Origin of the sequence: Arenibaculum pallidiluteum (assembly GCF_017355985.1) — a bacterium.
In the GTDB taxonomy this organism is placed as follows: domain Bacteria; phylum Pseudomonadota; class Alphaproteobacteria; order Azospirillales; family Azospirillaceae; genus Arenibaculum; species Arenibaculum pallidiluteum.
The window spans coordinates 367,396-391,817 of the sequence record NZ_JAFIQU010000004.1; the positions used below are offsets into that span (position 1 = coordinate 367,396).

The 24,422-nt window shown below is 68.2% G+C and carries 22 protein-coding genes and 1 pseudogene; 10 read left to right on the plus strand and 13 right to left on the minus strand.

The features are described 5' to 3' along the window. Positions 1-13: 13 nt before the first annotated feature. From JUB13_RS11765 to JUB13_RS11790, 6 genes are all read left to right on the plus strand, one after another. Positions 14-1,072, plus strand: coding sequence for a flagellar motor protein MotB (locus JUB13_RS11765; protein WP_207478982.1), 1,059 nt, complete (start codon positions 14-16; stop codon positions 1,070-1,072). 99 nt (positions 1,073-1,171) lie between these two features. Then, positions 1,172-2,629: a circularly permuted type 2 ATP-grasp protein gene (locus tag JUB13_RS11770; protein ID WP_207478983.1), complete on the plus strand. Its 1,458-nt coding sequence runs from the start codon at positions 1,172-1,174 to the stop codon at positions 2,627-2,629. Beyond that, entirely contained in the window at positions 2,626-3,612 is a 987-nt protein-coding gene (locus tag JUB13_RS11775; RefSeq protein ID WP_207478984.1) for an alpha-E domain-containing protein, read from the plus strand. The genes JUB13_RS11770 and JUB13_RS11775 overlap by 4 nt, the downstream gene beginning before the upstream one ends. Before the next feature lie 5 nt (positions 3,613-3,617). Further along, positions 3,618-4,355: an arginyltransferase gene (locus tag JUB13_RS11780; protein WP_207478985.1), complete on the plus strand. Its 738-nt coding sequence runs from the start codon at positions 3,618-3,620 to the stop codon at positions 4,353-4,355. A gap of 337 nt (positions 4,356-4,692) precedes the next feature. Beyond that, a complete protein-coding gene (locus JUB13_RS11785; RefSeq protein ID WP_207478986.1) occupies positions 4,693-5,259 on the plus strand; it encodes a TRAP transporter small permease subunit in 567 nt (188 codons plus the stop codon). Then, on the plus strand, positions 5,259-6,728 hold the full coding sequence (locus JUB13_RS11790; protein WP_207478987.1) for a TRAP transporter large permease: 1,470 nt from the start codon (positions 5,259-5,261) through the stop codon (positions 6,726-6,728). Before JUB13_RS11785 ends, JUB13_RS11790 begins: the two co-directional genes overlap by 1 nt. A gap of 139 nt (positions 6,729-6,867) precedes the next feature. Here JUB13_RS11790 and JUB13_RS11795 read toward each other — a convergent pair whose 3' ends face one another. After that, the gene (locus JUB13_RS11795; protein ID WP_207478988.1) at positions 6,868-7,986 is read right to left on the minus strand and encodes a TRAP transporter substrate-binding protein; all 1,119 of its coding nucleotides are present in this window, start codon (positions 7,984-7,986) and stop codon (positions 6,868-6,870) included. Positions 7,987-8,524: 538 nt separating this feature from the next. On the opposite strand from JUB13_RS11795, the gene JUB13_RS11800 reads away from it, so the two are divergent. Continuing rightward, positions 8,525-8,842: a hypothetical protein gene (locus JUB13_RS11800; RefSeq protein ID WP_207478989.1), complete on the plus strand. Its 318-nt coding sequence runs from the start codon at positions 8,525-8,527 to the stop codon at positions 8,840-8,842. A 24-nt stretch (positions 8,843-8,866) separates the two neighbouring features. Here JUB13_RS11800 and parC read toward each other — a convergent pair whose 3' ends face one another. Then, a complete protein-coding gene (gene parC / locus JUB13_RS11805) occupies positions 8,867-11,083 on the minus strand; it encodes a DNA topoisomerase IV subunit A (protein WP_207478990.1) in 2,217 nt (738 codons plus the stop codon). Next, complete coding sequence (recO, locus tag JUB13_RS11810) at positions 11,080-11,823, minus strand: DNA repair protein RecO (RefSeq protein ID WP_207478991.1); 744 nt, start codon at positions 11,821-11,823, stop codon at positions 11,080-11,082. The genes parC and recO overlap by 4 nt, the downstream gene beginning before the upstream one ends. Before the next feature lie 129 nt (positions 11,824-11,952). Here recO and JUB13_RS11815 point away from each other — a divergent pair, with 129 nt between their 5' ends. Next, the gene (locus tag JUB13_RS11815; protein ID WP_207478992.1) at positions 11,953-14,433 is read left to right on the plus strand and encodes a sensor domain-containing protein; all 2,481 of its coding nucleotides are present in this window, start codon (positions 11,953-11,955) and stop codon (positions 14,431-14,433) included. A gap of 45 nt (positions 14,434-14,478) precedes the next feature. On the opposite strand, the gene era is transcribed toward JUB13_RS11815, so the two are convergent. The 8 genes and pseudogenes from era to folK all read right to left on the minus strand — a co-directional run bounded on the left by era (position 14,479) and on the right by folK (position 21,580). Beyond that, positions 14,479-15,489: a GTPase Era gene (gene era / locus JUB13_RS11820; RefSeq protein WP_207478993.1), complete on the minus strand. Its 1,011-nt coding sequence runs from the start codon at positions 15,487-15,489 to the stop codon at positions 14,479-14,481. After that, positions 15,482-16,195: a ribonuclease III gene (rnc, locus tag JUB13_RS11825; RefSeq protein WP_207478994.1), complete on the minus strand. Its 714-nt coding sequence runs from the start codon at positions 16,193-16,195 to the stop codon at positions 15,482-15,484. Before rnc ends, era begins: the two co-directional genes overlap by 8 nt. Beyond that, positions 16,192-16,956 (minus strand): signal peptidase I, encoded by a 765-nt coding sequence (lepB, locus tag JUB13_RS11830; RefSeq protein ID WP_207478995.1) that lies wholly within the window; start codon positions 16,954-16,956, stop codon positions 16,192-16,194. The genes rnc and lepB overlap by 4 nt, the downstream gene beginning before the upstream one ends. Before the next feature lie 17 nt (positions 16,957-16,973). Then, the gene (gene acpS / locus JUB13_RS11835) at positions 16,974-17,402 is read right to left on the minus strand and encodes a holo-ACP synthase (protein WP_207478996.1); all 429 of its coding nucleotides are present in this window, start codon (positions 17,400-17,402) and stop codon (positions 16,974-16,976) included. Continuing rightward, positions 17,399-18,148 (minus strand): pyridoxine 5'-phosphate synthase, encoded by a 750-nt coding sequence (locus JUB13_RS11840; RefSeq protein ID WP_207478997.1) that lies wholly within the window; start codon positions 18,146-18,148, stop codon positions 17,399-17,401. The genes acpS and JUB13_RS11840 overlap by 4 nt, the downstream gene beginning before the upstream one ends. A gap of 15 nt (positions 18,149-18,163) precedes the next feature. Next, positions 18,164-20,338, minus strand: a complete 2,175-nt coding sequence (locus JUB13_RS11845) for a RelA/SpoT family protein (protein ID WP_207478998.1) — start codon at positions 20,336-20,338, stop codon at positions 18,164-18,166. A 191-nt stretch (positions 20,339-20,529) separates the two neighbouring features. After that, a pseudogene (gene rpoZ, locus JUB13_RS32200) lies at positions 20,530-20,937 on the minus strand (DNA-directed RNA polymerase subunit omega); the annotation flags it as partial. Positions 20,938-21,073: 136 nt separating this feature from the next. Continuing rightward, positions 21,074-21,580 carry a 2-amino-4-hydroxy-6-hydroxymethyldihydropteridine diphosphokinase gene (folK, locus tag JUB13_RS11855; RefSeq protein ID WP_207479000.1) on the minus strand — a complete coding sequence of 169 codons (507 nt, stop codon included), beginning with the start codon at positions 21,578-21,580 and terminating at the stop codon, positions 21,074-21,076. 152 nt (positions 21,581-21,732) lie between these two features. Between folK and JUB13_RS11860 the strand changes: the two genes are divergently transcribed. Together JUB13_RS11860 and JUB13_RS11865 are read left to right on the plus strand one after the other, a co-directional pair. Further along, positions 21,733-22,356 (plus strand): LabA-like NYN domain-containing protein, encoded by a 624-nt coding sequence (locus JUB13_RS11860; RefSeq protein ID WP_207479001.1) that lies wholly within the window; start codon positions 21,733-21,735, stop codon positions 22,354-22,356. Continuing rightward, on the plus strand, positions 22,353-23,033 hold the full coding sequence (locus tag JUB13_RS11865) for a uracil-DNA glycosylase family protein (protein ID WP_207479002.1): 681 nt from the start codon (positions 22,353-22,355) through the stop codon (positions 23,031-23,033). Before JUB13_RS11860 ends, JUB13_RS11865 begins: the two co-directional genes overlap by 4 nt. On the opposite strand, the gene smpB is transcribed toward JUB13_RS11865, so the two are convergent. Both smpB and dapA read right to left on the minus strand, forming a co-directional pair. After that, positions 23,014-23,484: an SsrA-binding protein SmpB gene (gene smpB / locus JUB13_RS11870; protein ID WP_207479003.1), complete on the minus strand. Its 471-nt coding sequence runs from the start codon at positions 23,482-23,484 to the stop codon at positions 23,014-23,016. The two genes, JUB13_RS11865 and smpB, sit on opposite strands and share 20 nt — an antisense overlap. 61 nt (positions 23,485-23,545) lie before the next feature. Continuing rightward, positions 23,546-24,421 (minus strand): 4-hydroxy-tetrahydrodipicolinate synthase, encoded by an 876-nt coding sequence (gene dapA, locus JUB13_RS11875; RefSeq protein ID WP_207479004.1) that lies wholly within the window; start codon positions 24,419-24,421, stop codon positions 23,546-23,548. Between the last annotated feature and the right edge of the window lies 1 nt (position 24,422).

Here is a 24,422-nt window from a genome sequence, read left to right on the forward strand (position 1 = left end):
CTGGACACGTGCCATGGCACCAACCCCGGCCGGGCAGAACCAGCCCATCATCATCAAGCGCAAGAAGAAGGGCGGCCACGCCGCCCATCACGGCGGCGCGTGGAAGGTCGCCTATGCCGACTTCGTGACGGCCATGATGGCCTTCTTCCTGCTGCTCTGGCTGCTGAACGTGACGACGGCCGAGCAGCGCCGTGGCATCGCCGACTATTTCAGCCCGGCCAGTGTGGCCCGCAGCACGAGCGGCAGCGGCGGCGTCCTGGGAGGCCTGACGATCACGGTACCGGGCGCCATGATCTCGCCGGGCTCGCCGATTGCGATCGATACGCCGATGCAGACCCGCCCGGGCGAGGATTCGCCGAAGCCCAGCAAGTCGGAGGAGGAGAACGACTTCCCGCAATCGGGCAAGGCCGAGCGGCAGAGCCCGGACGAGAGGCAGGTCGCCGAGGCCTTGGCCCGCCAGGAGGCCCAGCAGTTCGCCGAGGCCGAGCGCAAGCTCTTCGAGACCATCGGCGGCATCCCGGAACTCGCCCATCTCGCCAAGAACCTCGTGATCGACCAGACGCCCGAGGGGCTGCGCATCCAGATCGTCGACGAGGCGAACTACAGCATGTTCCCGCTGGGCAGGTCCGACATGTTCCCGCAGACCCGCCAGCTCATGGAGCAGGTCGCAAAGGTCGTCGGCAGTCTGCCCAACCGGTTGAGCATCACCGGCCATACGGATTCGACGCCCTTCGCGACGGGGGGAGGCACCTACGGCAATTGGGAACTCTCGACGGACCGCGCGAACGCGTCCCGGCGCGCCCTGATCCAGGCGGGCATCCCCGAGGACCGGATCTCCACTGTGGTCGGACGGGCCGACCGCGACCATCTGGTGGCCGACCAGCCCAACTCACCGCGGAACCGGCGCATCGGCATCGTCCTGCTGCGCGAGCGGCCACCCTCGCTTCCCCTGCCCGCCGCCGGACCCGCCGCTGCCGCACCGCCGAAAGGGCCCGCTGCGTCGCCCGCCCCTGCGCCCGCCCCTGTACCCGGCCGTGCGCCCGCGACGACGTCTCCTGCCCCTCGCGGCTGACCGCCTTTCGCGATGCGGCAACCCTCCGCAAGTTCTGGCCTTGTCCTGCAATTCCTGTTCATACTGGACGCCACCGGGTAACCCTCCTCAGGACACTGCGTGACCCCTCGAGACGACAAGGCCTCGGATATCCTCGAAGGCTACGACCCAGGCGGCTTCTACTGCGAGCTCCTGGGGCTCCCGGAACACCCGGCGGAACACGCCGCCGAGATACGCGCAAGACTGGGGACGCTCGACTTCGCGGAACTGCGGCGCCGCGCGAAGGAGGCCGAGCGCGAGCTCTACAACCTCGGCATCACCTTCCTGGTCTATTCCGACAAGGAGGCCGTCGACAGGATCCTGCCCTTCGACGTGATCCCGAGGGTGATCTCCGCATCCGAATGGGAGCGGCTCGATGCCGGCGTCGTGCAGCGGGTCACCGCGCTGAACCTTTTCCTGCACGACGTCTATCATGACCAGAAGATCCTGAAGGACGGCGTCGTCCCGCCCGAACTCGTCCTCGGCAACGCCAACTACCGGCCGCAGATGCAGGGTCTCGACGTGCCGCTGGACACCTACGTCCACATCTGCGGCATCGACCTCGTGCGCGACGGCGATGGCACGTTCCGCGTCCTCGAGGACAATGCGCGCGTGCCCTCTGGCGTCAGCTACGTGATCGAGAACCGCCACATGATGCAGCGGGCCTTCTCGGATCTGCTGGCGGACATCCCGATCCGCCCCGTGGACGGCTATGGCCAGAAGCTGCTGGAGGCGATGTACGAGATCGCCCCGGCGGCGCCCGGCGAGCCCCAGGTCGTGCTGCTTTCGCCCGGGGCTTACAATTCGGCCTATTTCGAGCACATCTTCCTGGCGCGCGAGATGGGCGTGCCGCTCGTCGAAGGGCACGACCTCGTCGTCCAGGACGACCGGGTCTGGATGAAGACCATCAATGGGCTCTCCCGCGTCGATGCGATCTACCGGCGCGTCGGCGACGATTTCCTCGACCCGCGCGCCTTCAACCCCGACAGCCTGCTGGGCGTGCCCGGTATCCTGGAGGTCTACCGCAAGGGCCGCGTTGCGCTGGCCAACGCGATCGGCACGGGGGTCGCCGACGACAAGGCGGTCTATGCCTACGTTCCGCGCATGATCAAGTACTACCTGGGCGAGGACGCGATCATTCCCAACGTCGAGACCCACATCTGCCGCGAAGGCGAGGGTCTGCGCTACACGCTCGACAACCTCGACAAGCTCGTGGTGAAGCCGGTCGGCGAGGCCGGCGGCTACGGCATCACCATCGGGCCGCGGGCCACCAAGGCCGAGCTCGACGAGTGCCGCGCCAAGCTCGAGGCGGATCCCGCCAACTACATCAGCCAGCCCATGGTGCCGCTCTCGGTCTGTCCCACCGTGGTCGACCACGGCATCGAGCCGCGGCATGTCGACCTGCGGCCCTTCGCGATCACCGGCCGCAAGACCTGGGTACTGCCCGGCGGGCTGACCCGCGTCGCCCTGCGCAAGGGCACGCTGATCGTCAACTCCTCGCAGGGAGGCGGGTCCAAAGACACCTGGGTGCTCGCTTGACGACGCTCCTCGCCCGCTACGCCGACTGCATCTTCTGGCTCGCCCGGTACATGGAGCGCGCCGAGAATCTGGCGCGCCTGCTGGACGTGCACGAGACCTTCTCGCGCGATCACCGGGGCCGCCTGGACTATTCGGCCCTGATCCGCATCAACGCCGACGAGGCGACGTTCGCCGCCCGGGGCGTGCGGCCCAGCGCCGAGAACGTGATCGCGTTCTACGTGACCGATGCCAGCAACCCGAATTCGATCATCTCGTCCGTCCGCGCCGCGCGGGAGAACGCGCGCATCCTGCGCCCGCTGATCTCGACGGAGATGTGGTCCCAGATCAACGTGTTCTACAACCGCCTGCTGGCGCTGGAACCGCGCGAGGCGACGCGCACGAACCTCGCCCGCTTCTGCAATGGCATCAAGGAGAGCTGCCAGACGCATGCCGGCGTGGTCGAGGGAACCTATTACAGGGACCAGGGCTGGTACTTCTACCATCTCGGCAAGACCATCGAGCGGGCGGACCAGACGACGCGCCTCCTCGACATCAAGTATCATGCCCTTGCCGCCGCCGAGGACGGCGCCGGCTCGGCCCAGGATCTCGGGCAATGGCATGCGCTGCTTCGCTCGGTCGCCGGGTACCACGCCTTCAGACGGGTGCATCCGCGCGGGATGACGCCCGCGCTGGTGGCCGGCTTCATCCTGCTGGACCAGAGCTTCCCGCGCTCCCTGCACACCTGCGCGCGCCAGGTGGACGGCCTTCTGAACGGGCTGCGCTCCCGCTACGGGCTGCGTGGGGGCAGCGGCGCTCTGGAGCGCCTTGACGAGATCCGGGCCGTGCTCGGCTCCTCCACCGCCGACGCGCTGGTCGCGCGCGGGCTGCACAGCTTCCTGGACTGGGTGCAGTTGCGGCTGATCGACGTCACCCGCGAGATCGGCACCGATTTCTTCGGCTATGCGGCACCCGCGGTGGCGTCGCAGACGCAGATGCAGGGGTGATCGCCATGTCGGTCATCCAGCCCCCCGTCCGGCCGCTTCAGCAGTTCTTCCGATCGGGCCCCATGCCCTGCCCCTACATTCCGGGCCGGGTCGAGCGCAAGCTGTTCACGCGGCTCGCGCCACCTACCGCGGCGGACGTCAACTCGACCCTCTCGCGCGCGGGCTTCCGCCGCAGCCACGACATCGTCTACCGGCCGGTCTGCCCGAACTGCAGCGCCTGCGTCCCGGTGCGGATCCCGGTCGCGGGCTTCGTGCCCACGCGTTCGCTGCGGCGCGTGCTGCGCAACTGCGCTGACCTCACGACCACAGAGGTTCCGGCGGTCGCGACCCACGAGCAGTACCGCCTGTTCGCGGCCTACCAGGCTTCGCGGCACGGCGATAGCGACATGGCGCGCATGACGCTGACGGACTATGCGGCGATGGTCGACGAGGGCCGTGCGGACACCTCGGTGTTCGAGGTGCGCGATCAGGCCGGCCGACTCGTCGGCGCGATGCTGACCGATCGGCTTCATGACGGGCTCTCCGCGGTCTACAGCTTCTACGACGCCCGCCACGAGCGTCGGAGCCTCGGCACCTTCATGATCCTTGCGCTGGTGGAGCGCGCGCGGATCGAGGGCCTGCCCTACGTCTATCTCGGCTACTGGATCCGGAGCAGCAGGAAGATGGCCTACAAGGCGCGCTTCCATCCGCTCGAGGGTCTCGGCCCCTCGGGGTGGGAACCGCTGCCGCCGCTCGAGGCGTAGCATGCCCGGACAAGGACTTTGCGGGCTGCGATTCGGCACCTCGGCAATGGCGGCCGCGCAAGATGAGCGCGCCCCGCAGGTACGTTCCTGACATCCTGCGGCGCGCGGCGCCGTATTGGTTGCGCAGTCCGGCGCCGTCTCCGGCACTGCCCGGCTGCGCCACGGCAGCTTCGTTGCTTCGATTGGATTAGACACTATAATCCGCCGCGCCCGGCACGGGCCCGCCCTGAAAGGCGGAGCAACGGCGTGTCCTTCCGGATGCGCGGACTGCAAAAAATACCTTCGGGACGGCGGCTTCCCCGTCCCACAACGGGGTTCTTCAAGGGAGAAGTCTGCCGTGAAAGTCCTGCTGCGCTTCAGCGGGCTCATCGACGGGTTGAACGAGGTCGTCGGTCGGATCGTGTACTGGCTGGTGCTGGTGGCGGTCCTGATCAGCTCCGGCAACGCGGTGATGCGCTATACCTTCGATGTCAGCTCGAATGCATGGCTCGAGCTGCAATGGTATCTCTTCGCCGCGGTGTTCCTGCTCTGCTCGGGCTACACGCTGCTGAGGAACGAGCACATCCGCATCGACGTCGTCGCCTCGCGCTTCTCCCCGCGCGGACAGGCCTGGATCGACGTCTTCGGCACGCTGCTCTTCCTCCTGCCTATGGCGCTGCTGATCCTGGTCCTTTCAATCCCGATGGTCCAGGAAAGCTATTTCCGGCACGAGATGTCCTCGAATGCCGGCGGCCTGCTGCGCTGGCCGGTCAAGGCCCTGATCCCCGCAGGCTTCGTCCTGCTGGTCCTCCAGGCCATCTCCGAGCTGATCAAGCGCATCGCCTTCCTGACCGGCCACGCGCCCGACCACCTCGCCAAGCACCACGACCAGGCCGACCAGGTCGCCGCCGGGGAGCCCTTCTGATGATCGCGTTTCTCGCGCACAACCTCGCGCCGATCATGTTCGCGGCGCTGGTCGTCTTCCTGCTGCTGGGCTACCCGGTGGCCTTCGCGCTGGCGGCGAACGGCATCGTGTTCGGACTGATCGGGTTCGAGCTCGGACTGCTCCAGCCCGCCCTTTTCCAGGCGCTGCCCGAGCGCGTGTTCGGCATCATGTCCAACGACACGCTGCTGGCGATCCCGTTCTTCACCTTCATGGGGCTGATCCTCGAACGCTCCGGCATGGCCGAGGATCTGCTCGACACCATCGGCCAGCTCTTCGGCCCCATGCGCGGCGGCCTCGCCTACGCCGTGATCTTCGTGGGCGCGCTGCTGGCGGCGACCACGGGCGTGGTGGCGGCGTCCGTCATCTCCATGGGCCTGATCTCGCTGCCGATCATGCTGCGCTACGGATATGATCGCGCGCTGGCGAGCGGCGTGATCGCCGCCTCGGGCACCCTAGCGCAGATCATCCCGCCTTCGCTGGTGCTGATCGTGATGGCGGACCAGCTGGGCCGCTCCGTCGGCGACATGTACGCGGGCGCGCTGGTCCCGGGCCTGGTGCTGACCGGCCTCTACGTCGGCTACGTGTTCCTTCGTACCATGGTCAATCCCTCGAGCGCCCCTGCCCTGCCTCTCGAGGCCCGGTCGCTGCGCGGATGGAAGCTGGTCGGGCGCGTGCTGTTCTCGCTGGTGCCGCCTCTGGTTCTGATCTTCCTGGTGCTCGGGACGATCTTCCTCGGCATCGCGACCCCCACCGAGGGCGGCGCCATGGGCGCGGCCGGCGCCCTGATCCTGGCGCTGATGAACCGGCGGCTGGACTTCGCCCTGCTCCGCCAGGCGATGGACCAGACGGCGAAGCTGACCTCCTTCGTGATCTTCATCCTCGTGGGGGCCACGGTGTTCGGCCTGGTTTTCCGCGGGGTGAACGGCGACATCTGGGTCGAGGAGCTTCTGACCGCCCTGCCGGGCGGGCAGATCGGCTTCCTGATCGCCGTGAACATCATGGTGTTCCTGCTGGCCTTCTTCCTCGACTTCTTCGAGCTGGCCTTCATCATCGTCCCGCTTCTGGCGCCCGTGGCCGACAAGCTGGGCATCGACCTGATCTGGTTCGGCGTGCTGCTGGGCGTGAACATGCAGACGTCGTTCATGCACCCGCCCTTCGGCTTCTCGCTTTTCTACCTGCGCTCGGTGGCCCCGGCGACGGACTACCTGGACAAGGTGACCGGCAAGCTGACGGCACGCATCACGACGGGACAGATCTACTGGGGCGCAATCCCCTTCGTGTGCATCCAGCTGATCATGGTGGCGCTGATCATCCTGTTCCCGGACCTGGTGTTCGTGGGCCTGGACCGGGCGGAGCCGGTGGACATCCAGAATATCCAGATCGAGATGCCGCCCATGCCCGGCCTGGAGGACGACATGCCGCCTCCCTTCGGCCAGCCCGATCAGTAACCGCGCACAGTTCGCGCAACCGCCGAGAACCCCGCCCAACCGGGCGGGGTTCTTTCTTTTCGCACCTGCCGCGAGCGGGAAGGGTCCCGGCGGGACGGCCGGAACCCTTGGCAGCCGAGAGATCCTGGGGCGTGCCTGCTCAGATCTTCCTGCGGTTCGCGGCGAGGGCACCGGCCGACAGGTTGAACTGGTCGTAGGTGAACTCGGCCACCCGGAACCAGAGCTGCTGCTCGTCCAGGAAGGGCTTCCAGCTGTCGTAGACCTTCTTGAACTTCGGGTTCGTCTTCGAGAGCTCGTCGTAGAGCTCGAATGAGTGCCTGTACGCGGTCTCCATCATGTCGCGCGGGAACGGACGGAGCTGGGCTCCGGCGGCCACCAGCCGCTTCAGCGCGGCCGGGTTCTGCACGTCGTACTTCGCCGTCATAACGGCGTTTGCTTCGGCGCAGGCGGCCTCGAAGATCGCCTGATAGGTCTTGGGCAGCTTGTCCCACTCCTGCTGGTTCACGAATATCGATAGCTGCGGGCCGCCCTCCCACCAGCCGGGGTAGTAGTAGAATTTGGCGACCTTGTAGAAGCCGAGCTTCTCGTCGTCGTAGGGGCCCACCCACTCGGCCGCGTCGATCGTGCCCTTCTCCAGCGAGGGATAGACATCACCGCCCGCGATCTGCTGCGGAACCGCGCCCATCCTGGCCATCACCTGGCCGGCGATGCCGGCGATGCGCATCTTCACGCCCGACAGGTCGGCGACCGACTTGATCTCCTTGCGGAACCAGCCGCCCATCTGCGTCCCCGTGTTGCCGGCGGGGAAGTGGATGACGTTGTAGTCCTTGATGAACTCGCGGAACACCTGCATGCCGCCGCCCTCGTACATCCAGGCGTTCTGCTGGCGCGCGTTCAGACCGAAGGGCATGGCGGTGTCGAAGGCGAAGGTCGGGTCCTTGCCGACGTAGTAGTAGCTCGACGAGTGGCCGCACTGGACGGTGCCGTTCTGCACGGCATCCAGCACCTGCAGGCCGGGGACGATCTCGCCCGGAGCATAGGGCCGGATCTGGAACTTGCCGTCGGTCGCGGCGGCCACGCGCTTGGCGACGACGTCGGCGGCGGCGAAGATTGTATCGAGGCTCTTGGGGAAGCTCGAGGCCAGGCGCCACTGGATCTCGGGCGTGCTCTGCGCGATCGCGGGGGCCGCGACGGTGCCGGCACCCGCGGTCGCGATGGCGCCGACACCGGCGGTCTTCAGGAACTTGCGTCTCTGCATCAGGCTCTCCATGACGGGAATTGTTTAGGAGAGCGAGGACGAGCGTCCGTGCAGAACCGACGACCACGCCGCATGCCATCGCCGGAAAGCCTTCGGAAGGAGGCCAGATTCCCGGCGTGAAGGCCATGGCCCGGTGCTGTGGTGCGAAGGGCTCCTCCCCGCGGCGTATTCTTCCTGTGCGGACCGCCCCGCAGGGCAGCCCTCCTCGCCTGTGGTTGAAAGGATCCCTCAAAGGACCGCACGGCGCCAGCCAAATTGCCGGACCAATCCGAATGCACACTGCGGCGACGCGCATGCTGCGGCCCACGTCACTTGCTGCGGCTCGTCTTGGCGGTAACTGGAGGACGGCTCGATCGGAACCCGGCCTGCGGGCATCCCCCCTGTGGAAGGCACATTGAGGAGGAGCGCTCGGCGGCTACCACCTTCCCGCAGCGCTTCCTCCGAAGCTTCCATTCCATTGCGGGAACGGCGATTCCGGCGCGGCGTTACATCTGTAATCGGCGAGATTTGAGCCGCCGCAAGTCCGGAGAGTTGGTCCGTGCGCCCGATCACCCTGCCACTCGCGATTGCCGCCTTCGTCGCCAGCGGCACCGAGGCCGCCCTTGCGGACGGCATGAGGCTGGACCTCACGGATCCGCAGCCGGAGTGGTTCAGCGTTCCGCCGAGACGGGACCATTCCGGCTGGGCGCCAGAGGACCCGCGGGCCTATCCCGGGGTCCTCGTGGAATACGGCCGTCTCGGCCTGATCGGCGAGAACGGCCAGATCGACGGGCGGATCCGCTTCGCCAACGACGCGACCCTGCGCATCAGCGCAAAGCCGAGCCGCCTCCTCCTTCGACTCAAGCAGAGGTTTTGACGCCTCAACCCGAGCCGCAGGTCATCAGCCGAAGCGGTTGTCCTTCGGGAAGCCGTTCGGTGGAATTTTGCCGGCCTGCGCCCGGTCGCCGCGCCACGGCGCCATGTCGGTCTCGGTCCGCGTGCGCTCGCCGATGCGCCAGCTCAGGCCCTGCGACCACGCGAAGACGCGCACGTCGGACAGGCTGCCCCCCTGGTACTTCTGCAGGATGACGCCGCGGCCGCGGGCCATGGGCGGCACCTGCTCCAGCGGGAACACCAGCAGCTTGCGGTTGTTGCCGATCACCGCCACATGGTCGCCCTCGGCCGGCACGCAGACCTTCAGCTTCGCCCCATCCGACGGCGTCATGACCTGCTTCCCCGCCCGCGTCTGGGCGACGACCTCGTCCTCGTCCACCAGGAACCCGCGCCCGTCCGTCGAAGCGACCAGCAGCCGACGGCCGGCCTGGTGCGGGAAGATGGCCGCGACGTCCGCGTCGTTGGCTAGATCGACCATCAGGCGCAGCGGCTCGCCGAAGCCCCGGCCCTTGGGCAGGCGGTCGGCCGGGATCGTATAGAACCGCCCGGTATCCGCGACCAGGAGCAGCTTGTCCGTCGTCTCCGCATGGAAGACGAATCGCGCGGCATCACCCTCCTTGTACTTGATCTCGGAGAAGTCGGCGAGGTGACCGCGGACCGTGCGGATCCAGCCCTTCTCCGAGCAGATCACGGTCAGCGGCTCGCGCTCGACCATGGCCTCCAGCGGGATCACCACGGCGGAGGGCGCATCACCGATATCGGTGCGCCTGCGGCCGAGATCCTGCGTCTTGCCGAAACGCTTGCGGATGTCCTGGATCTGCTTCGCGATCGCCTTCCAGCGCCGGCGCTCGTCGCCGAGAAGCTCCAGAAGGTCAGCACGCTGCTTCGAGAGCTCGTCGTGCTCCTTGCGGATCTCCATCTCCTCGAGCTTGCGCAGCGAGCGCAGCCGCATGTTCAGGATCGCCTCGGCCTGCACGTCCGTCAGTCCGAAGGCTCGCATCAGCTGGGCCTTGGGCTCATCCTCCTCGCGGATGATGCGGATGACCTCGTCCAGGTTCAGATAGGCGATCAGATAGCCCGCCAGCACCTCCAGCCGGTGCTCGATCTTCCCGAGCCGATGGCGCGAACGGCGCTCCAGCACCTCGTGCTGGTGGTCCAGGAAGGCCCGCAGGACCTCGCGCAGGTTCATCACGCGCGGGACGTTGTCCTTCCCGAGGACGTTCATGTTCAAAGGGATCCGGACCTCCAGGTCCGTCGCCTTGAACAGGCTTTCCATCAGGACGTCGGGATCGACGTTGCGGCTCTTGGGCACCAGGACCAGACGGATGTCCTCGGCCGACTCGTCCCGCACGTCCTCCAGCAGCATCAGCTTGCGAGCGGTCAGCAGCTCGGCGATGCGCTCGATCAGCCGCCCCTTCTGCACCTGGTATGGGATCTCGGAGACGACGATCTGCCAAGTCCCCTGACCGAGCTTCTCGACGCTCCACCGGGCGCGAAGGCGGAAAGCACCGCGGCCGGTCCGATAAGCCTCAAGAACGCTCTCGCGCGGCTCGACCAGCGTGCCGCCGGTCGGAAAATCGGGACCGGGGACGAGCTTGACGAGATCCTCGACCGACGCGTCTGGATGGCCGATCAGGTGAATGGCGGCCTCGCAGACTTCGTCCACGTTGTGCGGCGGAATCGAGGTCGCCATGCCGACCGCGATGCCCGACGCGCCATTGGCCAGCAGGTTCGGGAACGCCGCCGGCAGGACCACTGGCTCGTGCCCGTCGCCGTCGTAGGTGGCGCGGAAATCGACCGCGTCCTCCTCGATCCCGTCGAGTAGCACCTGGGCCACGGCGGTCAGCCGGGCCTCCGTGTACCGCATGGCCGCGGCATTGTCGCCGTCGATGTTGCCGAAGTTTCCCTGTCCGTCGATCAGGCGGTAGCGCACCGCGAAGTCCTGGGCGAGGCGGACCAGCGCCTCGTAGACAGCGACGTCGCCATGCGGATGGTACCGGCCGATCACGTCGCCGACGACGCGGGCGCACTTCTTGGGCGGCGTCGTTGGATCGAGCCGCAGCTCGCTCATGGCGTAGAGCAGGCGCCGATGCACGGGCTTCAGCCCGTCCCGGACGTCCGGCAGCGAGCGCGCCATGATGGTGCTGAGGGCGTAGGACAGGTAGCGCTCGCCCAGGGCCTCGGAGAGCGGCTTGTCGATGATGTCGAGGGCAGGTTCGGTCATACCAGTGTTTTACCGGATCTTGCGGTTAGCTTGCGATAACGTTCGACGAAACGCGTGCGGGCGGACGGCATGCCGGCATCGCCCGCCGACAGCGCGAGGCGCTCCAGGAAATGGCCGGCCAGTTCGAGGCCGCGCAGGACGGAATCCGGATCGGCCTCGCCATCGCCTACGAGGAAGCCCGGCAGCGGCAGCAGGCGGTCGCGGTACGCCTCGCCGGCCGACAGCGACACCGCCCGGCCGGTCCGTGGACTGACATAGGCGAGCGCATCGTTCCGGCCAGTCGCTGCGCAGCAGCTGAGATCCAGGCCGAAGCCCAGCTCCTGCAGCAGGCCCAGCTCCCATCGGACGTAGATCGCATCCCAGAACGGCGAATCAAGGTTCTCGAGCAGCGCCGAAAGCCCCTCGAACGCCGCCGGATGCGGCTCCCGCTCGGGCAGAGCGGCCTCAGTCAGGGCGCAGGCCGAGACGAGCGCCGCGAGGCGCAGCGGATCGTCGAGCAGCCCGGCTGCCACGCTGCGATCGAGCTCGAGCGCGTAGGTCCCGAGATGCTCGGGCAGCCGGGCACGCCAGCGGGCGGCGACCGCGTTCCCGGTCTCCAGCACGCCGCGCTGGCGCGCCGTCCGCGCGCCCTGCACCAGCCCCGCATGCCGCCCGCGCTCCCGGGTCAGCAGGGTCGCCACGGCCGCTCCCTCGCCATGTGGGCGGGCCGAGAGCACGATCGCGCGGTCACTCCATTCCATAGCGATGTTCTATCATTGTTCCCGCACACGCGCACGGAAAATGCTGAGAGACCTCATTGCAATTCCCGATTACGGCCTTATTGTAACAAATGCTGGGATCGCAAGGATCCCGGATCTCCCGAGGTCCTGGTGACGGTGGTTCCCGATCGGTACGAACTTGCGGTCCGGGCCAGCAACGAAGCGCTCTGGGACTGGGACCTTCAGACGGACCGAATTTTCTATTCGGCGCGTCTCCTGCATTTCCTTGGGCTCTCCAGCAAGGAGGGCGAGGCGGGCCCCGAGCAATGGCTCGACCGCGTGCATCCCGACGATCTCGAATGGCTCTATGCGGTCCTGAGGGGACAGCTTGGAGTCCGGTCCGCCCCGTTCCACCTGGAGCACAGGGTCCGTCACGGCGCGGACGGCTGGCGCTGGCTGCTGTGCCGCGGGGTCGCCGTTCCGGGCGCCGACGGCAGGCCGGTCCGGCTCGTGGGCTCCGTCGCCGACATCACGGAACGCAAGACCGCCGAGGAGGCGCTGCGGCTCTCCGAGGAGCGCTATGCCCTGGCCGCCGCGGCCGCGAATGACGGGCTGTTCGACTGGGATCTCGCCAAGGACACGATCTACTACTCGCCGCGCTGGAAGGCGCTGCTGGGCCTGAGCGATGCCAAGGTCGGGAATTCGCCCGACGAATGGTTCTCGCGCGTCCATCCCGAGGACATGGTCTGGCTGCAGGCCACGCTGGACGCGCAGGTCGGCGGCGGAGGCCGCGCCTTTCACCTCGAATACCGCATGCACGATGCCGCAGGCGGCGTTCGCTGGATGCTATGCCGCGGCATCGCGGTGCTGGACGACTTCGGCGAGCCCAAGCGCGTCGTCGGATCGCAGAGCGACATCACGGACCGCAAGACCGCCGAGGCCGAGCTGCGCCGCAGCGAGGAGCGCTACGCGCTCGCCGCGCGCGGCGCCAACGACGGACTGTGGGACTGGAACCTGGTCACGGAGGAGGCCTATTTCTCCCCGCGCTGGCACCAGATGCTGGGCATCGCCGAAGCCGATGCCTGCCGCTCGATCGATGACTGGTTCAGCCGCGTGATCTCGGAAGACCTGCCGACGCTGAGGACGGCAATCGACGTCCACCTCCAGGGCGGCAGCGACCATCTGGAACAGGAATTCCGGATGCGCCACGCCGACGGGGCGGAGCTGTGGTTCCAGGCGCGCGGCCTCGCCGTGCGGGATCCCGACGGCCGCGCAGTCCGCATGGCCGGGTCGCTGACCGACATCACCGCCCGCAAGCGGGCGGAGCGGCAGCTGCTGTTCGATGCCTTCCACGACGGCCTGACGGGGCTCGCGAACCGGAACCTGCTCGTCGACCGCATAGGCCAGGCGCTGGCGCGCCGCCGTGGCGGCCGCAACGAGCCCTTTGCCGTGCTGCTGGTGGACCTCGATCGCTTCAAGGCCATCAACGAGAGCCTGGGCCCCATCGAGGGCGACAGCGTGCTGATGACCATGGCGGCGCGCATCGAAAAGGAGCGCAAGCCCAGCGACACCGTGGCGCGCATCTCGGCCGACGAGTTCGCGCTTCTGGTCGAGGATGTCACGGACACCGCCGGGGCGATCGGAATCGCGGCCGCGATCGCCCGCGCCATCGCCCAGCCGATCCGCATCGGCCGGGGCGAGGTCGTGCTGACGGCATCCGTCGGGATCGCGCTGTCGAGCTCGGGCTACGAGGATGCCGACGACATGCTGCGCGACGCCAGCCTGGCCATGTACCGGGCCAAGACGGCGGGCCGCAACCGCGTCGAGGTCTATGACGAGCAGCTGCGCGAGCGTGCCGTCCGGCATCTCCGCATCGAGGCGGACCTCCGGGCCGCGCTGGACCGCGGCGAGCTGATGCTGCACTACCAGCCGATCATCGATCTCCAGACGGGGGCCCTTGCCGGCTTCGAGGCGCTGACGCGATGGGCGCACCCCGAGCGCGGGATGATCCCGCCCAGCGAGTTCATCCCCGTCGCCGAGGAGACGGGGCTGATCGTGCCCATGGGCCGCTGGGTCGCCGAGGAGGCGGCCCGGCAGCTCGAGGCCTGGGTGGCGGCGCATCCGGGGCGCCCCCTCTTCATGAGCGTGAACGTCTCGGGGAAGCAGTTCCGGGACGACGATCTCGTGCGTGCGCTGGAGACGGTCCTGGAGCGCCATCCCGGGATCGAGCCCTCGGCGATCAAGCTGGAGATCACGGAGAGCCTGCTGATGGAGGATCCGCGGCGCTCCGAGGACGTCATGCTGCGCCTGAAGGCGCTGGGGCTGCACCTGTCCCTCGACGACTTCGGCACGGGATATTCCTCCCTGAGCTATCTCAGCCGCTTCCCCTTGGACACCTTGAAGATCGACAGGAGCTTCACCCGCGGGATCCTCGGCGGCGGCCAGGGCGCCGAGATCGTCCGCGTCATCGGGACGCTCGCCCGGACGCTGCGCATGGACGTGGTGGCCGAGGGCATTGAGAAGGAAGCCGAGGTGGACTTCCTGCGCGCGCTTCCGGCGCGCTGGGGCCAGGGCTACCTGTTCGGTCGGCCGCTCGCGCCGGACGCGGCCGCGGCCCTGATCGCCGGAGCGTTCGCCGAGGCGTCGGGCTGAAACGGCGGCGAGACCACCGGAGCGACCCGGCCTCGGTCCCCGGCCTCAGGCGTTGAAGTCGAGCCCCCAGGGCTTGTAGTGCTCGGGATTCTCGGCCCAGTCCTCGCGCACGCGCACGTGCAGCTTCAGATGCACGCGGCGCTCTAGGAACTCCTCGAGCTCCTTGCGCGCCGCAAGGCCCAGGCTCTTGATCCGCGTGCCGCCCTTGCCCAGCACGATCGCGCGCTGCCCCTCTCGCCGGACGGTGATCTGGCAGCCGATGCGCACGCTGCCGTCCTGGAACTCCTCCCAGGTCTCGGTCTCGACGGTGGCTGAATAGGGGAGCTCCTCGTGAAGCTGCAGGAACAGCTTCTCGCGCACGATCTCCGCCGCGATCAGCCTCATGGGCATGTCGGAGATCTGATCCGCGGGATAGAGCCAGGGTCCGGCAGGCATGCGGGCAGCGAGCGCTTTCCGCAGTCCCTCCATGCCGTCCGCGGTGACCGCGGAGATCATGAAGATCTCCGTGAACACACCCTCGGCGTCCAGCTCGGCGGCGAGCCCCAGCAGCCGGTCGCGCCGGATCAGGTCGACCTTGGTCAGGGCGGCCAGCGCCTTCCGGCCGGTCTCCTTCAGCCGCGCCACGATCGCGCGCGTGTTGTCGTCGATCCCGCCCCGGCGCGAGCTGTCCACCAGCACCAGGATCTCGTCCGCATCCTCGGCGCCCTTCCAGGCGGCGGCGACCATGGCGCGCTCCAGCCGTTTGCGCGGCTCGAAAATGCCCGGCGTGTCGACGAACACGATCTGGCTGTCACCTTCGATGACGATGCCGAGCACGCGCGCGCGGGTCGTCTGCACTTTCGGGCTGACGATGGATACCTTCGCGCCGACCAGCGCATTCAGCAGCGTCGACTTCCCGGCATTGGGCGCGCCGACCAGCGCGACGAACCCCGCGCGCGGGTTCTCCGGCTCGGCCACCGCCTCGCCGGCGTTATCCGCAGGGCCCACGGCATCGGGATCATGATCGCGATCGCGATCGTCGTCCGCCTCGGGCCGGTCGTCCTGGTCTTCAAGCATCGTTCTGTGTCCTGATACGCCGCAACAGGGCCGTGGCTGCCGCCTTCTCGGCGGCGCGCTTGGAACCCGCCCGGGCGGTTGCCGGCTCGAGCCCATCGACCACGACGCGCACCTCGAACCGGGGATCGTGGTCGGGGCCGCTCTGGCCGATGGTCTCGTAGAGAGGCAACGGCTTGCCGCGGCCCTGCGCCCATTCCTGCAACGCGGTCTTGGGGTCCTGGGGCGGCGCGCCGTGCCCGTCATCGTCCATTAGTGGCGCCCAACGGTGCCGGATCATCGCTTCCGCCGCGGGCAGGCCGCCATCCAGGAAGAGGGCTCCGATCACGGCCTCGCAGCAGTCGGCAAGGATCGCGCCGTTGTCCCGGCCGCCCTGCTCCTCTTCTCCGGCGGAGAGGCGCATGAAGCTCCCGAGCTCCAGGCCGCGCGCGACGGCGCCCAGCGCCTCGCGCCGGACGAGCGCCGCATGACGCTTCGCAAGGTCGCCCTCGCGCTCGCTGGGATGCCGCTCCAACAGCCACGCCGCCACCACGAGGCCAAGCACCCGGTCGCCCAGGAACTCCAACCGCTCGTAGGCGGTGCCGTCGCCGCCAGCGCTGCGGCCCTTCCTGTTGCCGGCGAGGCTCGGATGGGTGACGGCGTCGGCCAGCAGCGCCGGGCGCGAGAAGCTGTGCCCGAGCCGTTCGGCCAAGGCGTCGAGGTCGCTCATCGCACCGCGTCGAACAGGCGCGAGTACCGGGTCTCGAACGGGACGCGCCAGAGCTGCCAGAACGGGGTCTCGTTGTCGAGGGACAGGAAGATCACCTCGGCCCGGCCCACCAGATTCTCCGCCGGAACGAACCCGACATCGGGGAAGCGGCTGTCCGTGGAGTTGTCGCGGTTGTCGCCCATGGCGAAATAATGTCCCGGCGGGACGGTGAATTCGCGTGTGTTGTCGGCGAAGCCGAAGTCGCTTTCCTCGATGATGCGGTGGGTCCGGCCGTTCGGCAGCGTCTCGACGAACTGCGCCGTCCGGATGGTGCGGCCCTTGTCCGTGTAGACGAAGTCCTCGACCCGCTCGCGCTTCACCGGCTGCCCGTTGATGTGCAGAATGCCGCCGGTCACCTGGATCCGGTCGCCCGGCAGGCCGATGATGCGCTTGATGTAGTCGGTCTTTCCGTCCAGCGGCAGCTTGAACACCGCGATGTCGCCGCGCTCGGGCTCCGAGCCCAGGATCCGCCCGTCGAAGATCGGCAGGCCGAAGGCCACGGTGTAGCGGCTGTAGCCGTAGGAGAACTTCGAGACGAACAGGTAGTCGCCCACCAGCAGCGTGGGGATCATCGAGCCCGAGGGGATGTTGAAGGGCTCGAAGGCGAAGGTCCGCACGCCGAGCGCGATCAGAATCGCCCAGAACAGCGTCCGGACTGTCTCCCCGAAGGATTCGCCCTTCTTCTTGGCTGCGGTCGACTGCTTGCGGGAAAGATCGGTCATCAGGCCCGGTCCAGGCTTCAGGTTTGCGGAGCCGCGGCCGGGACCGCGGAAATGATCACGACCGCCTCGGCGAGCGGGTACTCATCGGTCAGCGTCAGGTGGATCACGGGCTCCATGCCGGCCGGCGTGATCGCCTGCAGGCGCGCCAGCGCCCCGCCCGTGAGCCTGAGGGTCGGGCGGCCGCCCGGCAGGTTCACGACGCCCATATCGCGCCAGAAGACCCCGCGGCGCAAGCCCGTTCCGAGCGCCTTGGCACAGGCCTCCTTCGCGGCGAAACGCTTTGCGTAGGTCGCGGCGCGCGCCCGGTGCGCCTCGCCCTGCCGTCCCTCGGCCTTTGCGCGCTCGGTCTCGGTGAAGACGCGCTCGATGAAGCGCCCGCCGAAACGGTCGAGCGTCCGCTCGATCCGCCGGATGTCGACGAGGTCGTTTCCGAGCCCGAGGATCATCGGCCCGCCCCGCCGGCGCGCGCCTCTTCCATCAGCGCCCGCATGCGGCGAATGGCGGCATCGAGGCCCAGGAAGATGGCCTCGCCCACCAGGAAATGGCCGATGTTCAGCTCGACCACGGTCGGAATCGCAGCCACCACGCCGACTGTCTCATATGACAGGCCGTGGCCGGCATGACATTCCAGCCCGATCTCCTCGGCATGTCGGGCCGCCGCCCGGATGCGATCGAGTTCCCGCAGACGCAGGGCGGGGTCCTCGGCATCGCAGTACGCGCCGGTGTGCAGTTCGACGACCGGCGCGCCGATGGCCCGCGATGCGTCGAGCTGGGCGGGATCGGGGTTCACGAACATGGAAACCCTGATGCCGGCGTCTCCGAGCCGCGCGACCAGCGGCCGCAGCGCCTCGCGCTGGCCGGCGACGTCCAGCCCGCCTTCGGTGGTCCGCTCGGTCCGCTTCTCCGGCACGATGCAGGCCGCGTGCGGACGGTGGCGCAGCGCGATGGCGACCATCTCCTCGGTCGCGGCCATCTCGAAGTTCAGCGGCAGCGCAATCTCGGCGGAGAGTCGCGCGATGTCATCATCAAGGATGTGACGGCGATCCTCGCGCAGATGGGCAGTGATCCCGTCCGCACCCGCGTCCGCTGCGGCGAGGGCCGCGCGGATCGGGTCCGGATGAGGGCCCCCGCGCGCGTTCCGCACGGTCGCGACATGGTCGATGTTGACGCCCAGACGCAGCTTTCTGGCCATGCCGGATACCCCGCGTCAGCCGCCGCGGGCCCGGTCGACCGCATTGATCACCGGGGTCGCGCGAAGGGCCGCGATGATGTTCGTCAGGTGCTTCACGCTGGCCACTTCGATGTCGATGATCATCTCGAAGAAGTCGCGCGAGCGGCTCGTGATCTTCAGGTTGCTGATGTTGCCACCGTTCTTGCCGATCACCGTCGACAGGGTGCCGAGGCTGCCGGGCTCGTTGGCGATGATCACGTTGATGCGGCCGACATGCTCCTCGGCGGTCTCCGGATCGGCCTCCCAGGCGACGTCGATCCAGCGCTCGGGCATCTCGTTGAAGCTCTCGAGCGTCTCGCAGTCTATGGTGTGGATCGTCACGCCCTTGCCTGTGGTGACGATGCCGACGATACGGTCGCCCGGCAGCGGATGGCAGCAGCCGGCATAATGCACGGCCATTCCGGGGATCAGGCCCCGAATGGGTAGCGCGTTGTCCTTGCGGCTGCGCGCGCGCTGGCGGTTCAGCGGGACGACCTTCTCGTCCCGATCGGCCTGGGGTGGCGTCTTATGGCCGGGGAAGACGGCGTTGAAGACCTCGCGCGCGGACTGGAGGCCGGAGCCCACCGCGGCAAGCAGGTCCTCGACGCTGGGCTGCTGGATGATCTTGAGGACGTTCTCCAGCGCCTTCTCGGCGTAGTCGTAGCCTTCCTGCCGGAATTGCTTCTGCAGCATCGCCCGGCCGAGCTCGACATACTGGGTGCGCTGCTGGGTGCGGATGAACCGCCGGATCCGCGCCCGCGCCTTGCCGGTGACGACGAAGCGCTCCCATTCCGGCGAGGGCGTCTGGCCCTTGGAGGTCAGGATCTCGACCTGATCGCCGTTCTGCAGCTCGCTGCGCAGCGGCAGCATGCGCCCGTTCGCCTTGGCCCCGACGCAGGTGTCGCCGACCTGGCTGTGCACGGCATAGGCGAAGTCGACCGGTGTCGCCCCGCGCGGCAGCGCGATCAGGTCGCCCTTCGGCGTGAAGCAGAACACCTGGTCCTGGAACAGCTCGAGCTTGGTGTGCTCGAGGAACTCCTCGGGCCGCTGAGCGTGCTCGAGGATGTCCAGCAGCTCGCGCAGCCAGCGGTACTGCCGGCCCTCGGTCCGCGGGCCGCCCTGCTGCTTGTAGGCCCAGTGGGCGGCGACGCCGAGCTCCGCCACCTCGTGCATGTCGTGCGTGCGGATCTGCACCTCGACGCGCTGGCGCTCGGGGCCGATCACCGCCGTGTGGATCGAGCGGTAGCCGTTGGGCTTCGGCGTCGAGATGTAGTCCTTGAACCGGCCCGGGATCACGGGGTAGCGGGCATGCATGATGCCCAGGGCCTGGTAGCACTCCTCGACATTCGCCACCGCGACCCGGAAGGCCATGATGTCGGAGAGCTGCTCGAAGGAGACGCTCTTGCGCTGCATCTTGCGCCAGATCGAATAGGGCGTCTTCTCCCGGCCGGTCACCGCGGCCTCGGGAAGCCCGCCCTCGCGCAGGACGCGACGCAGCTCGCCGATGATGCGCCCCACCAGCTCTCCGCCCTCGCTGCGCAGCAGCGCCAGGCGCGCCAGGATACTGTCCCGCCCGTCGGGGTTCAGCTCCGCGAAGGCCAGGTCCTCGAGCTCGTCCTTGAACTGGTGGATGCCGATGCGCTCGGCGAGCGGGGCGTAGATCTCCAGCGTCTCGCGGGCGATCCGCCGCCGCTTCTCGGGGTTCTTCAGGTAGTGCAGCGTCCGCATGTTGTGGACGCGGTCCGCCAGCTTCACCAGAAGGACGCGGATGTCCTCGGACATGGCGAGGACGAGCTTGCGGAAGTTCTCCGCCTGCTTGGCCTGGTCCGTCTGGGATTCGATGTTCTGGAGCTCGATGCGCGACAGCTTCGTGACGCCGTCGACGAGACGCCCGATATCCGTGCCGAACATCCGCTCGATGTCGCCGAGCGTCGCGACCGTGTCCTCGACCGTATCGTGCAGCAGCGCCGTCACGATCGAGGCCGAGTCGAGCTTGAGCTGCGTGAGGATCCCCGCGACCTCGAGCGGGTGCGAGAAGTAGGGATCCCCGGACGCCCGCATCTGCGAGCCGTGCGCCTTCATGGAGAAGACGTAGGCCCGGTTCAGGAGGTCTTCGTCCGCGTTCGGGTCGTAGGCCTTGACGCGCTCGACCAGCTCGTATTGGCGGATCATCTAGGACTCACCCGACCCGGCCCGAGGCCGCTCCAAGGGATTGACGCCGTGCGGGGCGCGGACGGCGCCGCGCCCATCCCCTGCCCTCAATCGTAGGTACGATCCTCCGGATCGTCGAGGGCATCCGTCACACCCTCCGGCCCGTCGCCGTAGGCCTTGCCCACGTCTTCGGTGTCGCGGTCGACGAGGTTACCCTCCTCGCCCTCGAAGGCAGCGCCGGGCGCACCATCCATGCGCGACAGGACATCGTCCTCCTCGCCGATCTCCTCCTCGGAGAAGTCGCCGTCGGCATCGGCCATCCGGGCGCCGGTATCCGCCCAGGCCTGCTCGCCGGCCATCAGCTCGACGATGTCCTCCTCGGGCTCGTCCTGCTCGACCACCTTCTGGTGGCCGCGGACCAGGGCGTCGCGAAGCCCGTCCAGGGGCACCGTCACGTCGGCGATCTCGCGCAGGGCGACCACAGGATTCTTGTCGTTGTCGCGGTCGATGGTCAGAGACGCACCTGCAGCCACGTCACGGGCGCGCTGCGCCGCCATCATCACGAGCTCGAAACGATTCGGGACCTGAAGGACGCAATCTTCTACGGTGACGCGAGCCATGCCTGACCAACTCCGACTTCCTTGGCAAGATTCCTTATATACGCTGCGGCTCCCGGCCAGACAAGCGGGGGTTCCCTCCATCTTGCGCGGTGCAGCATCCCATCGCCGGTTCCCGTCGCGGGCCGGCAATGCGGCGTCAGCGCGGATCCTCCGCCATGGGCTCGGCGGCCTGACCCGGCGGCAGCGCCGCCAGCATCTGCTCGACTGTGCGGTCCAGCACGGGATGGCGCCAGCCCGGGGCCACCTCGGCGAGCGGCAGCAGGACGAAGGCCCGCTCCTGCAGCCGCGGATGCGGCAGGACCGGCCCGGCCGGTCCCTCCAATACCTTGTCATCGTAGGCCAGCAGGTCCAGGTCGATCACGCGCGCCTCGTTGCGCACGCGCCTGATGCGCCCGAACCCATCCTCGATCTCGTGAAGAAGGGCGAGCAGCGCGTCCGGAGGCAGTGCGGTCTCGACGCGGACGACGCCATTGCAGAACCAGGGCTGGTCCGAGATCGGCACCGGAGCCGTGCGCCACCAGCGCGACCGCGCCGAGACGGCGACGCCCGAAGCGGACAGCCGATCGAGTGCGGCCTCGCAGGACTCCCGCGGGTCCGTCAGTCCGGGCGTGGGCAGATTGGAACCGAGGGCCACCAGGATCACGCAACAACCTCCCCGACCAGACCTGTCGAAACCAGCACGACGCCAACCACACTTGTATGCATCCCAGCAGACCTCTATTCTCCGCGCAATCCTTTGCAGGCACAATGCCGCCCGGCAGCGGCCGCAATCCATTTTAGAAATAGGTTAACCGCATGCTTTTCTATCAGAACGAGCGCTTGGCGCTGTTCATTGATGGCGCGAATCTTTATTCGGCCGCCCGTTCCCTCGGCTTCGATATCGACTACAAGCGCCTGCTGGAGATGTTCGCGTCGAAGGGGCGGCTCATCCGAGCCTTCTACTACACCGCGCTCATCGAGGACCAGGAGTACTCGCCGATCCGTCCGCTGGTCGACTGGCTGGACTACAACGGGTACACCATGGTCACCAAGCCGACCAAGGAGTTCACGGACGCGACGGGCCGCAGGAAGATCAAGGGCAACATGGACATCGAGCTGGCCATCGACGTGATGGAGATGGCGGAGCGGGTCGATCATATCCTGATCTTCTCCGGCGACGGGGATTTCCGGCGTCTGGTCGAGGCGGTTCAGCGCAAGGGCGTGCGCGTCTCCGTGGTCAGCACCATCCGGTCAAACCCGCCCATGGTCGCGGACGAGCTGCGCCGGCAGGCCGACAACTTCATCGAGCTGCAGGATCTCGCGCCCAGCATCGCGCGCGTCCACCCGGCGCGCGAGCCGCAGCAGGCCGCCGCGGCGCCGGCGCCCGCCGCCCCCGCCCCGGTCCAGACCACCGGCCTCGGGACGAACGGCCTCCGGTGACGGATCCCGCGCCGCCGCCGCCGCGCGATTGCCCGCTCTGTCCGCGCCTGGCGGCGTTCCGCGCGGAGAACCGGTGCCGCTTCCCCGAGTTCCACAACGCGCCGGTGCCGTCTGCCGGCGCCGATCGTCCGGTCCTGCTGGTGGTGGGGCTGGCGCCCGCGCTCAAGGGCGGCAACAGGACGGGCCTGCCCTTCGTGGGCGATGTGCCCGGAGGCTCCGGACATTTCCTTGCCGGAGCCCTGGACCGGGCCGGGCTGAACGGCGTCCCGGTGCGGATCACCAATGCCGTGCGCTGCGTGCCTCCGGGAAACCGGCCGACGCCGGACGAGCTGCGCCGGTGCCGCGGCTTCCTGATGGCGGAGATCGCGACCGGGCCGCGCGTCGTGCTTGCGCTCGGCCAGCTCGCCCACGAATCCGTCCTGCGGGGCCTCGGCTCCACGCCGCGCCGCCATCCCTTCTCTCACGGTGCACGGCACGAGATCGGCGGGCTCGTCGTGTTCGGCTGTTATCATCCGTCGCGCCAGAACACGCAGACCGGACGCCTGACAGCGGCGATGATGGACGCGCTGCTGGCCGAGGTGCGCAGCGCCTGCGCGGGCGAGGCGCGCCCGCACGGCTCCGCGCCTTTCGGCGCCGCCCCGTTCAGCCCCGGCCCGTTCAGCCCCGATTGCGCATGAGACGCGCCTTGTCGCGCTTCCAGTCCCGCTCCTTCTCGGTCTCGCGCTTGTCGGCCTTGCGCTTGCCCCTGGCGAGGCCGATCTCGACCTTCGCAATGCCCCGGTCGTTGAAGTAGATCGACATCGGGATCATGGTCACGCCGTCGCGGCGGATCTGCCCGAGCAGCTTGCCGAGCTCGCGCCGGTGCACCAGCAGCTTGCGCGGCCGCCGGACCTCGTGCTGGAAGAACTTCCCGGCGAGCTGGTACTCCGGGATGTAGGCGTTGAAGAGGTAAAGCTCCCCGTCCCGCTCGCCGGCATAGCTCTCGTTGATGCTGGCACGGCCGGACCGCAGGCTCTTCACCTCCGTCCCGGACAGGATGATGCCGGCTTCGATCTTGTCGTCGATGAAATAGTCGAAGCGGGCGCGGCGGTTCTGCGCCGCCACGCGCTCCGGCGCGCTCTGCGCCATGGTCAGCTTTCCTCGGTTACGGTGTCGGCCGGGTCCCGGATGGTCCCAGCCGCCGTCGTTCTCAGTTCAACACGCCGGCCTTGACCATCGCGTCGCGCACGATCGGCCGTGTTGCCTCCGTGACCGGCACCATGGGCAGCCGGACCTCGTCCGAGCACAGGCCCAGCAGGCTGGCCGCGTACTTCACCGGCGACGGGCTGGTCTCGACGAAGAGGGCGCCGTGCAGCGGCATCAGCTGGTCGCGCAGCCGCGCGACCGTCGTCATGTCGCCGGCCTGCCAGGCATTGTGCAGCGCCGCGCACTGGGCCGGCGCCACATTGGCCGTCACGGAGATGCAGCCGTGACCTCCCTGGGCCAGGAACGGCACGACGGTGGCGTCCTCGCCCGAGAGCTGGCAGAAATCCTCTCCGATTTCCAGGCGCGTCCTTAACGGTCTGGTCAAATCCGCGGTGGCATCCTTAACGCCCACCACGTTCGGCAGCTTCGCCAGCCGCGCCATGGTCGCGACGCTCATGTCGACCACGCAGCGGCCGGGTATGTTGTAGATGATTATGGGAATGTCCACCGCGTCATGGATTGCCTTGTAATGCTGGAAAAGACCTTCCTGGGTGGGCTTGTTGTAGTACGGCGTGACGACCAGCGCGGCATCGGCGCCGGCCTGCTTGGCATGCCGTGTCAGGGCGACGGCCTCGGCCGTCGAGTTGGAGCCCGTGCCTGCGATCACGGGGACGCGCCCGGCGGTCGCCTCGACACAGAGCGCGACGACGCGCATGTGCTCATCGTGGCTGAGCGTCGGCGACTCACCGGTGGTGCCGCAGGGCACCAGGCCGTGCGTGCCCTGGGCGATCTGCCACTCGACGAAGGACTGGAAGGCTTTCTCGTCGACCGCACCGTTGCGGAACGGCGTCAGCAGGGCGACGATGGACCCCTTGAACATC